This window comes from Pigmentiphaga sp., assembly GCF_033795525.1.
In the GTDB taxonomy this organism is placed as follows: Bacteria; Pseudomonadota; Gammaproteobacteria; order Burkholderiales; family Burkholderiaceae_B; genus Pigmentiphaga.
Genome location: NZ_JARYGM010000001.1, coordinates 893,615 through 907,400, shown reverse-complemented (window position 1 = coordinate 907,400; position 13,786 = coordinate 893,615). Strand labels below are relative to the sequence as shown.

Below are 13,786 nucleotides of genomic sequence, written 5' to 3'. Positions count from 1 at the left end.
GACAAGCTGGTTGCGGTAGGACGGTCGTGGGGTTCATCGTGTCGCTAGATGAGCTTGGCCCGGACCCTGGCGGACAGCTGGTCGAGGACGAAGACGAACAGGAAAATGGCGATCAGGATGGTCATGACATGTCCGTACTGGAACATGTCGAACCGTCCCTTCAGTTCCTGGCCGATCCCGCCTGCCCCGACCAGTCCGATGACGGTGGCCATGCGCAGGTTGCGGTCCAGGATGTAGGCGGTGTAGGCGATGTACTGCGGCAGGACCTGCGGCACCACGCCGTACCACAAGGTCTTGAGCTTGCCGGCGCCTATCGCTTCGAGCGCTTCCTGCGGTTTGCGGTCCGCGTTCTCGATGTCTTCCGCGTAGAACTTGCCCAGGAAGCCGGCAGCATGCAGGCCTAGCGCCAGCACGCCTGCGATGGGGCCGAAGCCGTAGGCCAGCACCAGGAACAGCGCCACGATCAGTTCGGGCGCAGAGCGCAGCAGGCTGATGAATCCGCGGGCCGCAGTGTAGGTGGCCTGATTCGGGCTGTAGTTGCGCGCCGCGAAGTACGCCAGGGGTGCCGACAGCAGGACCGCCAGGATGGTCCCCCACAGCGCGATCTCCAGCGTTTCGATCATCTTGACGAACACGGTCCACACGTAACCCAGGGGCTGGACCAGGACCTCGGTCCGCTCGACGTGCGGTTCCAGGGCCAGCGTGTCGGGGTTCATGCGCTGCTGGACCCGCTCTTGCACTTCGATGCGCGAGAATGCCGGAAGGTTGTCGCGGTCGAGACCGGGCAGGCGCGAGACCTCCTCGCTTTCCCCGACCGCCGGCGGCCACATCGAACTGGCGACGCGCGACAGCCCGCGTACCACTTGCGACTCGTCGGTAAGCCCGAACAGGTTGCCTGCGGCCTGCACGGTCATCGAGACCATGCGGTCCATCTCGGTTCGGTGGCCGGTAAGGACCAGCACCGCGGCCACCATGACGAAGATCAGGACATGGCGGAAGGAAAAGGGCGGGTCGAGGTGCCAGCGGGCAACCGTCCCCGGCGCCGGAACAGGAATCGGCTTGGTCTGCATGGCGATCTCAGGCATGTGCAAGCTCGAAGGCCGGCGCGGCAGTGCTCGGAGCCCTGGGCGGCTCTTCCCATTGCGCGCCATGGTAGAGCGCCCGCACCCGTTCGTCGGTGAAGGCTTCCGGCGTGCCGTCGAAAACGATGCGCCCGTCGCGCATGCCGACGATCCGGTCGCCGAACTCGCGCGCCAGCTCGATCTGGTGCAGGCTGCACAAGACCGTCGTATTGCGTTCCCGGGCCGCATCGCGGATCAAGGTGAGGATGTCCCGCGAAATCTTGGGATCGAGGCTCGCCACCGGCTCGTCTGCCAGGACCACTTCAGGGTCCAGCATGAACGCCCGTGCGATGCCTACCCGCTGCTGCTGGCCGCCGGAGAGGTCGCCGGCCCGCCGCTTCAGGTGAGTGGGCGACAGGCCGACCTGCTCGAGCAGCGCGCAGGCCTTGCGCCGGTGTTCCGCCCGGAACCAGCCGGACAGGGCGCGCGCGGTGGATACGGCGGGCAGCAGCCCGGAGAGCACATTGGCAGCGACGCTGAGCCGCGAGGCCAGGTTGAAGTGCTGGTGGATCATGGCTACGCGCCGCCGCAGGTGGCGCTGCGTGCTCGGCGACAGGACGACCCCGTCGATTTCCACGTGTCCGCGGGTGGGCGGCACGAGCCCGTTCACGGCGCGCAGCAAGGTCGATTTTCCCGCCCCCGAAGGGCCGAGGATGACGCAGAACTGGCCCCGGGCAACGGTCAGACTGATGTTGCTCAAGGCCTTGGTGCCGTCCGGCCACTGCTTGTCGAGGTTGTCGAAATGGATCATGGCGATGGGTCTCTCTGGAGTCTGGCCGGCACCGGGTCCGGTGCCGGCCTCTGACTGCTTGCGGGCGGTCAGCGCGAGCTGGCCTTCTTCACGATGTCTTGCTTGACCTGGTCGGTCACCAGTTCGAACATCTTTCCGGCCTTGGCCATGTCGGCTTCGCTGACTTCGGCCGTATAGCCGTCGACCCGGCCGCCGCCATAGCCGCGTATTTGGTCCTTGGAAATGCCGGGGAGCTTGTCGACGTTGTTGAACGCTTGCCGCAGCTTGGCCTTGATGGCCGGATCTACCTTGGGGTGGATGGCGAGCGGCGGATAGGGGATAGGCGCGCTCTTGGCGATGACTTTTACCTTCGACGGATCGATGGCTTTGGCGTTGACCGCCTTCTCGAACGAGTCGAACGACGCGCCGCCCGCGTCGACCAGGCCCTCGGACAGCGCTTTCAGCACGTTGGCATGAGTGCCCGCCATATTGATGACGCCCAGATCGCGTGCGGGATTCAGTCCGTCTTCGATCATCATGGCGACCGGCACATTGAAGCTGGACGTGGAGTTGATATCGCCCAGCGCCACGCGCTTGCCGCGCAGGTCCGCCAGTTTCTCGATGCCGCTGCCGGCGCGGGCAAAGACGCCCGAGTAGTAGACGGACTCGCCGCGGTTCACGGCCAGCGCCAGCAGTTCGGCGCAGCCGCGGCCCTTGGCCTGGAGGTAGGAAGCCGGCCCATACCAGGCAATGTCTGCCGCGCCGTTGCACATGGCCTCGACCACGGCGGCGTAGCTCTGCCCCACCTTCAGGTCGAACTTCAGGCCGGTCGCTTGCTCCATGGCGGAGAAGATGGGCTGGAAGTCCTTCTTGGTTCCGTCTTCGGTGCCGCCATCGGCGGGGATCAGTACGACGCGCAGCGGTTTGGCGGCGCTGCCGTCGTGCTGCGCCTGGGCCAGGGCGGCGAGGGGCATGGCCATGGCGGCCGCCGCGCCCAGGGCGAGCAACTGGCGTCGAAGGGGGAGTTTCCGATACATTACTTGTGCTCCTGCAAGGGGAATGGCAAAAAGCGAGGTTTGCGAGACCTTCAGAGATTGATGCGCAGTTGGATGCGGTCTGCGCGGAACCGGGTTATTGCGTATTCGATGGGGGTTCCGTCCCTATCGTCTACGTTGACACTCTTCACGCGCAGCACCGGCCGGTTCTGCGGCATTCTCAGCCACTTGGCGTCATCGCCTTGCGGGAGCACCGCCGTCACCAGGCTTTCCGTCCTGCGCAGCCGGCAGCCGTACCGGTCCGCTAGGAACGCATGCAGCGAGCCTCCGTCGTAATGGCTGGACAGATCCGGGAAAAGCCGCGCGGAAATGAAGTGCGAGCTCACGCACATCGGACGTTCGTCCGCCGTGCGCAGCGTCTCCAGCCAATACACCGGATCCCCTTCGTCGATGTGCAGGCGCTCGGCCACGCGGCGGATCGCGGGCAGGGTCTGTTTGCGCACGAGGCGGCTGGTAGGCAGCATGCCCAGCGCAGCGAGGTTCTCGGTAAAGCGGGTTCCGGTGCCGATCTGGTAATCCAGCTGGCTGTCCAGCACAGCGACGCCGCGACCATGGTGCCGCTCGAGCATGCCCGCATCGACCAGCTCGTCGATGGCGCGCCGCAGCGTATGGCGATTGACGCCGAAGCGCGCAGCCAGGACGCCTTCCGAAGGGAGAAAATCGCCCGGGGAATACAGGCTGGCGATTTCCTGTTCCAGTTGCCTGGCAATCTGCGCATAGAGCGCTTCGCCGTTTTCCCGGGTCACCGCGTAGAGGCTCATGTGTAGTTATCTAGACAAGTCGATGGCGCCACGATACGCAGCGTCTATGACAGGTACGTGAAGGAACCGCGGCCGTCGGGTATAGTTTTGCGACGCGACCCTCTCGTGTTTCCGGGACGTCCCCCTTCATGCCAAGACAACCGCGACCCAGACCGGACGCACAGGCCGGCGACGCCTACCGTTTCAACGAGCAGGTCGGGCATCTTCTCCGCCGGGCCTACCAGCGGCATACGGCCATCTTCCAGCAGGTCATTCCCGACTCGCAGCTCACCGTCGTGCAGTTCGTCGTTCTCTGTGCAGTGCGCGATGCGGGGTCATGCTCGCTCAGCGACGTGGTCAAGGCCACCGCGATCGACCAGGCCACGGTGCGAGGGGTGATCAAGCGATTGGTGGCGCGGCGCCTGCTTTCTCTGGGTCACGACAGCCATGACCGCCGGCGGGTGCTGCTTTCCCTGACTGCCGGGGGCAAGGCGCTGGTCGGTGAAATGGTGCCCTTCGCGCAAGACATTACCGAGGCCACCTTCGCGGGGTTGAACCCGGCCGAGCGCGTCGCCATCGTTTTTCTGTTGCGCAAGATGGCGGGCGAGGATCTTGCCTAGGGCTAATCCCAATACAGTGTGAACACTGTAATTTGCCACACTCTCAAAGCCGTGGCTCGAGGAGGGGCGGGCCTTGGCCGGGGGGACGCCTGCGTTGGACCACGCGCCTTTGCGCGCGCCGTGTACTACTCCTGGAGTGAAGTTCTGGATTCCTGCGATCTTCGCAGCGTGCCGGTCATGCCAGGCGGGTATCGATCGCCGGCGTGGCGCTGGTACTGACGATTTGAGTGTGTGCCCGATATCTTTCACGTCCGGCGCGCACGCCGTGCCGCCGTTGTCGCAGTGAAGTCCTTTACTTCCTCTGAGGAAAATCCATGTTCGCCAGCAAACGCTATTTCCGGGTCATTGCGGCCGCCAGCTTCGCCACGCTCTCAGCGTCCGCCTGGGCGCAGAACACCATCAAGATCGGCGAGATCAACAGCTACAAGTCGCAGCCCGCGTTCCTGGAGCCTTACCGGAAAGGCATGGAGCTGGCCATCGATCAGATCAATGCCGCCGGCGGCGTCAATGGCAAGAAGCTCAGCCTGGTCGTGCGCGACGACAATGGCAACCCGGGCGATGCCGTGCGCGTGGCCGAAGAACTCATCAGCCGCGAGAAGGTCGACCTGCTGACCGGTTCGTTCCTGTCGCACGTCGGCCTGGCCCTGACCGATTTCGCCAACCAGCGCAAGGTCTTCTTCCTGGCAAGCGAACCGCTCACGGACAAGATCACCTGGGCCAACGGCAACCCGTACACCTATCGCCTCCGGACCTCGACCTACATGCAGGTCGCCATGCTGGTCCCCGAGGCGCTCAAGCTCAAGAAAAAACGCTGGGCCATCGTCTATCCCAACTACGAGTACGGCCAGTCGGCGGTCGAGACCTTCAAGAAGCTGATGAAGGAAGGCCAGCCCGACGTGGAGTTCGTCACCGAGCAGGCTACCCCGCTGGGCAAGGTCGATGCCGGCAGCGTGATCCAGGCCATCTCCGGCGCCAAGCCCGATGCGCTATTCAACGTGCTGTTCGCCGCCGACCTGACGCGTTTCGTGCGGGAAGGGTCTACCCGCGGCTTCTTCAAGAACCTGCCGGTGGTCAGCGTGCTGTCGGGCGAGCCCGAGTACCTGGATCCATTGCGCGGCGACGCGCCGGAAGGGTGGATCGTTACCGGCTACCCCTGGTATGCCATCGATACGCCTGAGCACAAGGCTTTCCTGAAGGCCTACCAGGACAAGTTCAACGATTATCCCCGCCTGGGTTCGGTGGTGGGTTATAGCGCCATCGTGTCGCTGGCCGAGGGCGTCAAGCGTGCCGGCTCGACCGAGACGCAGGCCATGATCAAGGCTTTCAAGGATCTGCCCGTCACGATTCCGTTCGGCAAGATCACCTACCGGTCGATCGACAACCAATCCACCATGGGTGCCTATGTCGGCAAGACCGCCGTCAAGGACGGCAAGGGTGTGATGGTGGACTTCACCTATGTCGACGGTGCCAAGGTGCTGCCTAGCGACGAGGAGGTCCGCAAGCTGCGCAAGACCAACTAGTCCGGCTCGCGCTACCGTTTTTTGCGCCTCCTATCCCGCGGGAGGCGTCTTTTTCTCTGGCGGCTGCGTCAGTCCGCCGCCCGCGCGCGCAGGCGTGCCACGGTCCAGGGCAGGTCATCCCAGGCCGGCTTGTCCGGGGCAAAGCGGGCGCGCACGTAGCGCACCAAATCCACCACCTGTTCATCATCAAGGCTCTGGGCAAAGCCCGGCATGTAGCCCAGGTCGCCATTGGGTGGATCGGGGATGCCGTGCAGGATGACTTGCACCAGGTTGTCCGGCCGGCTGCTGTGCACGTTGGTGTTGAGCGCCAACGATGGCTTGACGCCGAACAGCTGCGGCCCTTCCCCCGTCTGGTGGCACACGGCGCATGCGCCGCGGAAGGTCTGTGCGCCTGCGGCGTCGAGTACGCCCGCGGTGTCGCCGGCGCCGGCCTCGAGGGTTTCGATAGCCGCGGCATCGGGCGCACCGGTCTCGGACTCGGCGGCTTGAAGCGAGGCCAGGTAGACGGCCATGGCGCGGATGTCGGTGTCGGGCAGGGCCGCCAGGCTGTGCACCACAGGGGCCATGGGCCCGGCGGCCACGCCGTGCCGTTCCGAGAAGCCCGTGCGCAAATACTGGTAGAAGTCTTCTTCGCGCCACGGCAGAGGGGCCGGGCTGAGCGCAGATAGCGCGGGAGCTTCCCAGCCTTCCGCCATGCCGCCTGCCAGGTAATCGAGCTTGCCGGATTTCTCTGCACCCAGCGCATTGCGCGGCGTATGGCAGGCGCCGCAATGGCCGGCTCCCTGGACCAGGTAGGCACCGCGATTCCACATCAAGGATTGCGAGGGGTCGGGCTGGTAGACGGCCTTGTCGTGAAACAGCGCGTTCCAGCCGGCCAGCAGCGGACGGATGTTGTAGGGGAAGGCCAGTTGGTTGGGCGGCGGCGTGGCCTTCACCGGCGGCTGCGTCATCAGGTAGGCATACACGGACTGGATGTCGGCATCGGTAAGCTTGGCGAACGAGGTATACGGAAACGCGGGATACAGGCGGCGGCCGTCGCGATGTACACCTTCGCGCATCGCGCGCTCGAAAGCCGCCAGCGACCATAGCCCTATGCCGGTTTCCGGATCCGGCGTGATGTTGGTCGTGTAGATCGTACCGAAGGGTGTATCGAGGGCGCGCCCGCCGGCGTGGGGCGCGCCGCCCGGGGCGGTGTGGCAGACCATGCAGTCGCCCGCGGCGGCCACCAGCCGGCCGCGCTCGATGGCCGCTTCCGAATACACGGATAGATCCGGCGAGGCCACCGGCGGGATCGCGCTACGCCATGGCGAACCGCTGATCAGCAGCCCTGCCGCTGCAGCGGCGATGCCTCCCATCCATGCGGTGGCGCGCCGCGCGGTTCCGCGCGCAGCGGCCGGCAGCGCCAGCTGCCGCGATGCCGCGGGCGTATTGAAGGGGGGCTCGCGCAAGCGTACGCCGGTAGCGTCGAATATGGCGTTCGCTACGGCAGCCGCAGCGGGCAATGTGACGTGGTCGCTCCAGGTCAGGGGTGCATCCGGGGCGAGCGCGCGTTCCGGCACGACGACCTCGACCGCTGTGCCCGCGGCCTCCCGCCGCAGCGGCGGCATGCCGCCCGGATCGTCGAATGCCGGCGGCTGCAGCGCCTTGCGCGTCGCCGCCAGCAGCTCGCCTTGCATGCGCGCGCGGTCCGCCGGCAACGGGGTGAGCGATTCGGTGTCGTGGCCGACCACGATACGGGTGACGTCGACCGCGCCACTGTCCGGATCGACCGCTACTTCGGCGACCCAGGCCGCCCAGGTACGTTGTGGCGGCATGACCGAGTCGTCGGTGACCGAGGCATAGGCGAAGCCGCGGCCGGTACGCCGAGGCAGGCTGGCAGGCCGTGCGCCCTGCCAGCCTGCCTGGCGGGCCACCTGGCGAATCAGTGCGGCGCCGCGGGGATCGTCGAGCTGCCGGAGCCGATAGGTAATCGGGTCGACGCCCGCGGCAGCGGCCGCTTCGTCGATGAAGGATTCATGGGCGAACACGCGGGCCGTTGCCGATGCTCTGTCATGGAGGCCAGCCGGGCCGGCAGCGAGATCCGATGGACCCGCGGCCAAGGATGCGGCATAGCGATAGGGCGGCAGGGCGGCCGGGACCGGGCGGGGAATGGCCTCGCCGCCCGCCAGCAGGCGGGCCAGGCTGGGCCGCGGCCACAAGGGCGGGCCGCCATCCAACGCATATGCGGCGATCGAGCCGTCATCGGTCAGAGTGGCACGGACGGTGATCCGTGGCGAAGGCGCGGCCGGCACGCCAGTATCCGCGATGCGGACCGCCTTGCCGCTCAGTGTGGCCAGCAGCGCCGCATCCGCGGCAATGTCGAGTGCGCGAGGGTCAGGCGGCTGGCCGTTGGCGAATACGTTGACGCGCTCGGCGTGCAGGCCGGCCAGCAGGGAAAGTTCTTGCTGCAGCACATGGGACGTCGCCAGATCGCAAGGCGCCCAAACTGTGATGCCGTCTTGGTCGGGCAGCGCAATAGCCCACGGCGCCTGCGGGGGGAAGGTAGTGGCCAGCGGCCAGCAGTACGAGGCTTCCAGGCGCCGTCCCGGCGTATTTTCCGCCGATGACGACATCGCAGGCGCCGGTTGCCGCCATTGCGGCGCCAGGCGTGCGGCCGCGGCTTCGGCGATCTCGCGGCTGGCGGCCACCACGCCGACGAAATCATGCTCGGCCACCACGGACAGTACGCCCGGCATGGCGCGCACCTGGCCGGCCGCCAGGCCGGCGAGCCGTGCGCCGCCATAGCGGCGGCCGTCCCATTGGAGCACCGGCGGGCGCAGCACCGCGCCATGACAGACCGCCGTGGCTGCCGGCGGCCGCGGGGCGCTGCCGCTGGCAAGAGGCATGCGCTTCATGTGCGGTCCTGCGCCGCCCGCTTGACCGCGTGCAGGATCTCGATGTGCGTGCCGCACCGGCACAGGTTGTATTGAAGCTCCCGGCGGATTTCGGCTTCAGTGGGGTGGGGGTTGCGCGCGAGCAGGGCGTGCGAGGTCATGATCATGCCGTTCATGCAGTAGCCGCACTGGGCCGCCTGGCATGCGATGAAGGCACGCTGCACGCGGCCGGGCGCACCGGCCGTACCCAACCCTTCCAGGGTGGTGACGGCGCGGCCTTCCACGCCCTTTACCGGGATGACACAGGAGCGCGCGGCGACGCCGTCTACCAGCACCGTGCACGCGCCGCATTCGCCCAGGCCGCAGCCGAATTTCGGTCCGTTCAGGCCGAGATCGTTGCGCAGTACGTAAAGCAGGGGGGCGTCGGGCTCGACCGTGATCTCGTGCCGGTCGCCATTGACGTCGAGCTGGAAGGAACGGGGGGCGGCGGGCATGGGGCAGGGGCGGATCGGGAATGGCTTCGGGCGACCGTCGATGAAATGAGTGTATGCGCGACAATGGGTCAAGTAAACCCGGTTTTACGCAGGTCGTGGCTAGAGCCATTAAGGGTTTGCTCGTACCTACGGATACTGCCGTTTCATGGCCGCCCGGCGCGCTTCGCCGGTATCTTGCCAGCCCCGTAGGGCGATGACACAATGAAGCGTATACGCGGTATTGCTGCTCTTCCCGACGCCTGGCGGTTGGCGTCGGCCTCCACTGTCGAGCCCTGTCATGACGCGCGTTCCGCGCTTTTCCGATGGCCGATCCTGCTGACGTCGCTCCCGTCACGCCGCGTGCCGAACGCGCGGCATTGCTGGCGGCCCGCGGCGTGCTGCTCGTGCTGCGGCCGCCGTTGCCCGCCGTTCAGCCGGCACCTGGCCAGCCGGGCGCCGCATCCAGCTATGTCCCGGCTCTGCCCGATGTGTTCATCGCCGTCCATGCCGACGGACGGGTCCAGGCCTTCAACGGCCACGTCGACCTCGGTACCGGCATCGCAACGGCATTGACCCAGCTGGTGGCCGATGAACTCGATGTCGAGCCGGCTCGCGTCAGTATGATCCTGGGACATACGGAAGCCACCCCCAACCAGGGTCCCACTATCGCCAGCGCCAGTATCCAGATTTCGGCAATGCCGCTGCGGCGTGCGGCGGCGCAGGCCCGGGCCCGCCTGCTGGCATGGGCTGCGGATGCGCTGGGCGTGGCGCAGAGCGAGCTCTCCGTGGCCGATGGGCAGGTCGCTGCGGCATCGGGTGCTTGCATCAGCTATTGGACCTTGCTGCAGGAGCGGCGCGAACACCTCACCCTCGACGATACCCAGCCGCTCAAGCCGCCGTCGGAGCACCGCTTGGTCGGCCGCAGGCTGTCCAGGATCGACATCCCGGCCAAGGCCACGGGGCAATTCACCTATGTGCACGACGTGCGTGTGCCGGGCATGCTTCATGGCCGCGTGGTTCGTCCGCCCTATGCCGGCCGGGATGCGGGCTCCTTTGTCGGGCATAGTCTTGTCGCCATCGACGAGGCCTCGATCGCCGACATCCCGGGTGTTGTGCGCCTCGTCGTCGAGGGCGACTTCGTCGGCATCGTCGCGGAAAGGGAAGAACAAGCTATCCGCGCAGCGCGCCGGCTACGGATCCAGTGGCAGGCGCCGCCGCCCGTGCCCGCGCTCGAGGATATCGAGGCTGCGCTGCGGCGCGCGCCATCCTCGCCGCGCGAGTTGGCCAGTACAGGCGATGTGGAGGCCGCGCTGGCCGGTGGACGCACCGTCCTTGCGCGCACCTATGTCTGGCCCTATCAGATGCATGGCTCGATCGGTCCCTCCTGTGCGGTGGCCGACTATCGCGATGACAGGCTCACCGTCTGGAGCGGCACGCAGAATCCGCACATGCTGCGCATCGACCTGGATCGCCTGTTCGGGCTGGGCGAGGAGAGGATAGAGGTCATCCGCATGGAGGCCGCCGGTTGCTATGGCCGCAACTGCGCCGATGATGTCTGCGCGGATGCTGCGCTGCTGTCGCGCGCCGTGGGCCGGCCGGTGCGCGTCCAGCTTTCGCGCGAACAGGAACATGTGTGGGAACCCAAGGGCGCAGCGCAGCTCATGCAGGTGCGCGGCGCGCTGGACGCCCACGGCAATCTTTCCGCGTATGACTTCCAGACCTGGTACCCGTCGAATGACGCGCCCATGCTGGCGCTGCTGCTGACCGGCACTGTACCGGCCGAGCCTCGCACCTTGCAGATGGGCGACCGTACCGCGGTGCCGCCTTATCGGTATGGGGCCACGCGCATCCAATGCCACGACATGCCGCCGCTGGTGCGGGCCGCCTGGCTGCGCGGCGTATCGGCGCTGCCCAATTCCTTTGCTCATGAATGCTTCGTCGACGAGCTCGCACACGAGGCGGGCGAGGACCCACTGGCTTTCCGTCTGCGCCACCTGGACGACCCCCGCGCCGCTGATTTGCTGCGCGCCGTGGCCGAGCGCGCCGCTTGGCGGTCCGGTGCGCCGGGTTCACGCGGGCAGCCGGGGCCCGACGGCAAACTGCGCGGCCGCGGGTTGGCCTATGCACGCTACATCCACAGCAAGTTCCCTGGCTTCGGCGCTGCCTGGTCCGCATGGGTGGCCGATGTCGAGGTCGATCCGGCTTCGGGGGCGGTTGCCGTCGAGCGCGTCGTGGTCGGCCAGGATACCGGCATGGTCGTCAATCCGGACGGCGTCATCCACCAGGTCCACGGCAACGTGATCCAGATGGTCAGCCGGGTGCTGAAGGAACGCGTGAGTTTCGACCGCGCCGGGGTGGCCAGCCGTGAATGGGGCACCTATCCCATCCTGGGTTTCGTCGACGTGCCGGCCATCGATGTCGTGCTGGTGCCGCGCCAGGACCAGCCTCCGCTGGGGGCCGGCGAGTCCGCATCGGTCCCCGGGGCTGCGGCCATCGCCAATGCGCTGTTCGACGCCACCGGCCGGCGTTTCCGGCAAGCGCCTTTCACGCCGGCAGTGGTGCGCGCGCAGTGCGCGGAGCTGGCCGCCGCGGTCTAGCACGCCGGCGGACATCCCTGCGGTGCTGTTTTAGCCGCCCACCAGCGTTATCGTGACATGCCTTCTATGCGGGCGTTGGCGGTGTTCCCACAGGTAGACGCCTTGCCAGGTGCCCAGGGCCAGCCCGCCATTGGAAAGGGGCAAGGACAGGCTGACCGCGGTCAGCGCCGCCCGCACATGCGCGGGCATGTCGTCCGGACCTTCCACGTCGTGCGCATAGAGAGAGTCGCCGTCGGGCACCAGGCGCGAAAAATATCGCTCCAGATCGGCGCGGACATCGGGGTCGGCATTCTCGGTGACCAGCAATGAGCAACTGGTGTGGCTGACGAACACGTGCGCCACGCCGACGGTCATGCCGCTATTGCGGACGAATCGCCGGATGGAGTCAGTGATCTCGATCAGGCCGCGGCCGGGAGTATCGATGGTGAATGCTTGCTGGGCCACGGAGGCGGAGCGACGATCGGGTTTCATGGCAGTCGATGTCGGTAGGACCACGGGCCGGCAGATTGCTTTTCTTGGTTTCCGGCAAGAGCGTGCCAGTGTAGCGCGCGACTGCAGGCCGGCATAGCGGGTGGATGGTATCCGGGCCTTGTAGAAAGCCTCGGAGGGATAAGCAGCAATGGCAGATGAAGGCGCGCGCAAACAACGCGAAAACAAGCCGGCAAACAAAAAACGCACAGTGTCGACTGTGCGTTCGCATGCCTGGCTACAGGCTTTGTTTTTCGATCATGAAGATCGACCATGATGAATGGTCGGGGCGAGAGGATTCGAACCTCCGACTCCTGCGTCCCGAACGCAGTACTCTACCAGGCTGAGCTACGCCCCGACTTGTCGATCCAGCTACTGATCCACAGCTCTACTCGAGCTGCCACGCCAGAACTACTACTTCTTGAACTACTGCTTTTTCAACTGCTTCTTCAACTACTACTTACCGCTTTTCTTTTCAGCGATCTCGGGTGATCGCGAAAGCGCAGAATTCTAGCAGAGATTCGCGGAAAGCGGAAACCGGGTAGCTGGAAATCGCCGCAACGGCGGCCTGAGCTTCCTTTTCGGCCCGGGCCCGGGTGTAGTCGAGGGCGTCCGACTCCTTGATGGCCGAGGCGACCGCAACGAAATCTCCTTCGCCGTTTTCGATTGCCGTGCGGACCAGCGCCTGCTGCGCCGGCGTTCCTACTTCGAGCAGGCGAATCAGCGGCAGGGTGGGCTTGCCTTCGCGCAGGTCATCGCCCAGGTTCTTGCCCAGCGCTTCGGTGTCGCCGCTGTAGTCGAGCACGTCGTCGATCAGTTGGAACGCGGTGCCGGCGCGCCGGCCGTATTCGGCCGCGGCCGCTTCATGCCCGGGCGAGGCGCCGGCCAGGACGGCGCCGAGCTGCGCCGACGCTTCGAACAGCCGCGCCGTCTTGTAGCGGACGACCTGCAGGTAGCGTTCTTCGGTCACCAGCGGATCGTGCACGTTGAGCAGCTGCAGCACTTCACCCTCGGCAATGACGTTGGTGGCGTCGGCGAGGATCTGCATGACGCGCACGGAACCGGTCTCGACCATCATCTGGAACGAGCGCGAGTGCAGGAAGTCGCCCACCAGCACGCTGGCCGCGTTGCCGAATACGGCATTGGCGGTGGCGCGCCCGCGCCGCAGCGCGGATTCATCGACCACGTCGTCATGCAGCAGCGTGGCGGTATGGATGAATTCGACCACGGCGGCGAGCAAATGATGTTGCCGTCCCTCGTAACCCAGGGCCCGGGCGATCATCAAGAGCAGGGCCGGGCGCATCCGCTTGCCGCCGGCGCCGATGATGTAGTCGGCGATCGTGCGGATGAGCGGCACGTCGGAGTCGAGTCTTGCCCGGATGACGGCATCGACGCTCTTCATGTCGTCGGCGATGGGGGCGAACAGGGTCGGCAGGCTCAAGGGAAATCCGTGGGTAAGCTGGCTGGCCGCAGCCAGGTGTGCGACAAATGCCGAAATACGAACAACCGGCGGCGAATCATTCTGGGTGGAACCGGGTGCGGGCCGTCGGGCGGCAAGTTTCCCTCGGCAGCAACAGAATTATACGAGC

General features: G+C 66.3%; 11 protein-coding genes and 1 tRNA gene. 3 read left to right on the top strand and 9 right to left on the bottom strand.

The window, feature by feature from the left end; genetic code table 11:
- Window positions 1-44: 44 nt before the first annotated feature.
- From phnE to phnF, 4 genes are all read right to left on the bottom strand, one after another.
- Window positions 45-1,085 carry a phosphonate ABC transporter, permease protein PhnE gene (gene phnE, locus QHC78_RS04290; RefSeq protein ID WP_319742618.1) on the bottom strand — a complete coding sequence of 347 codons (1,041 nt, stop codon included), beginning with the start codon at window positions 1,083-1,085 and terminating at the stop codon, window positions 45-47.
- Window positions 1,078-1,872, bottom strand: coding sequence for a phosphonate ABC transporter ATP-binding protein (phnC, locus tag QHC78_RS04285; protein WP_319742617.1), 795 nt, complete (start codon window positions 1,870-1,872; stop codon window positions 1,078-1,080). Before phnC ends, phnE begins: the two co-directional genes overlap by 8 nt.
- A gap of 68 nt (window positions 1,873-1,940) precedes the next feature.
- Window positions 1,941-2,888 carry a phosphate/phosphite/phosphonate ABC transporter substrate-binding protein gene (locus QHC78_RS04280; protein ID WP_319742616.1) on the bottom strand — a complete coding sequence of 316 codons (948 nt, stop codon included), beginning with the start codon at window positions 2,886-2,888 and terminating at the stop codon, window positions 1,941-1,943.
- 50 nt (window positions 2,889-2,938) lie between these two features.
- Window positions 2,939-3,667, bottom strand: coding sequence for a phosphonate metabolism transcriptional regulator PhnF (phnF, locus tag QHC78_RS04275; protein WP_319742615.1), 729 nt, complete (start codon window positions 3,665-3,667; stop codon window positions 2,939-2,941).
- A 128-nt stretch (window positions 3,668-3,795) separates the two neighbouring features.
- On the opposite strand from phnF, the gene QHC78_RS04270 reads away from it, so the two are divergent.
- Together QHC78_RS04270 and QHC78_RS04265 are read left to right on the top strand one after the other, a co-directional pair.
- Window positions 3,796-4,266 (top strand): MarR family winged helix-turn-helix transcriptional regulator, encoded by a 471-nt coding sequence (locus QHC78_RS04270; protein WP_319742614.1) that lies wholly within the window; start codon window positions 3,796-3,798, stop codon window positions 4,264-4,266.
- A gap of 314 nt (window positions 4,267-4,580) precedes the next feature.
- On the top strand, window positions 4,581-5,786 hold the full coding sequence (locus QHC78_RS04265; RefSeq protein WP_319742613.1) for an ABC transporter substrate-binding protein: 1,206 nt from the start codon (window positions 4,581-4,583) through the stop codon (window positions 5,784-5,786).
- A gap of 68 nt (window positions 5,787-5,854) precedes the next feature.
- Here the strand turns inward: QHC78_RS04265 and QHC78_RS04260 are convergent, their stop codons facing one another.
- Window positions 5,855-8,680: a c-type cytochrome gene (locus QHC78_RS04260; protein ID WP_319742612.1), complete on the bottom strand. Its 2,826-nt coding sequence runs from the start codon at window positions 8,678-8,680 to the stop codon at window positions 5,855-5,857.
- Window positions 8,677-9,153, bottom strand: coding sequence for a (2Fe-2S)-binding protein (locus QHC78_RS04255; RefSeq protein ID WP_319742611.1), 477 nt, complete (start codon window positions 9,151-9,153; stop codon window positions 8,677-8,679). Before QHC78_RS04255 ends, QHC78_RS04260 begins: the two co-directional genes overlap by 4 nt.
- A 302-nt stretch (window positions 9,154-9,455) precedes the next feature.
- Here QHC78_RS04255 and QHC78_RS04250 point away from each other — a divergent pair, with 302 nt between their 5' ends.
- Window positions 9,456-11,729 carry a xanthine dehydrogenase family protein molybdopterin-binding subunit gene (locus QHC78_RS04250; protein ID WP_319742610.1) on the top strand — a complete coding sequence of 758 codons (2,274 nt, stop codon included), beginning with the start codon at window positions 9,456-9,458 and terminating at the stop codon, window positions 11,727-11,729.
- A gap of 30 nt (window positions 11,730-11,759) precedes the next feature.
- On the opposite strand, the gene QHC78_RS04245 is transcribed toward QHC78_RS04250, so the two are convergent.
- The 3 genes from QHC78_RS04245 to ispB form a co-directional block, all read right to left on the bottom strand.
- Window positions 11,760-12,200, bottom strand: coding sequence for a secondary thiamine-phosphate synthase enzyme YjbQ (locus QHC78_RS04245; RefSeq protein ID WP_319742609.1), 441 nt, complete (start codon window positions 12,198-12,200; stop codon window positions 11,760-11,762).
- 278 nt (window positions 12,201-12,478) lie between these two features.
- Window positions 12,479-12,555: transfer RNA gene (locus QHC78_RS04240), tRNA-Pro, on the bottom strand.
- Between the two features lie 117 nt (window positions 12,556-12,672).
- A complete protein-coding gene (ispB, locus tag QHC78_RS04235) occupies window positions 12,673-13,638 on the bottom strand; it encodes an octaprenyl diphosphate synthase (RefSeq protein WP_319742608.1) in 966 nt (321 codons plus the stop codon).
- Window positions 13,639-13,786 lie beyond the last annotated feature (148 nt).

Excerpts from the sequence above, each read along its gene's own strand:
- phnE (WP_319742618.1), bottom strand. The coding sequence starts at position 1,085 with ATGCCTGAGATCGCCATGCAGACCAAGCCGATTCCTGTTCCGGCGCCG.
- QHC78_RS04255 (WP_319742611.1), bottom strand. The coding sequence starts at position 9,153 with ATGCCCGCCGCCCCCCGTTCCTTCCAGCTCGACGTCAATGGCGACCGG.
- QHC78_RS04245 (WP_319742609.1), bottom strand. The coding sequence starts at position 12,200 with ATGAAACCCGATCGTCGCTCCGCCTCCGTGGCCCAGCAAGCATTCACC.
- phnF (WP_319742615.1), bottom strand. The coding sequence starts at position 3,667 with ATGAGCCTCTACGCGGTGACCCGGGAAAACGGCGAAGCGCTCTATGCG.
- phnC (WP_319742617.1), bottom strand. The coding sequence starts at position 1,872 with ATGATCCATTTCGACAACCTCGACAAGCAGTGGCCGGACGGCACCAAG.
- QHC78_RS04260 (WP_319742612.1), bottom strand. The coding sequence starts at position 8,680 with ATGAAGCGCATGCCTCTTGCCAGCGGCAGCGCCCCGCGGCCGCCGGCA.
- QHC78_RS04250 (WP_319742610.1), top strand. The coding sequence starts at position 9,456 with ATGGCCGATCCTGCTGACGTCGCTCCCGTCACGCCGCGTGCCGAACGC.
- QHC78_RS04270 (WP_319742614.1), top strand. The coding sequence starts at position 3,796 with ATGCCAAGACAACCGCGACCCAGACCGGACGCACAGGCCGGCGACGCC.
- QHC78_RS04280 (WP_319742616.1), bottom strand. The coding sequence starts at position 2,888 with ATGTATCGGAAACTCCCCCTTCGACGCCAGTTGCTCGCCCTGGGCGCG.
- QHC78_RS04265 (WP_319742613.1), top strand. The coding sequence starts at position 4,581 with ATGTTCGCCAGCAAACGCTATTTCCGGGTCATTGCGGCCGCCAGCTTC.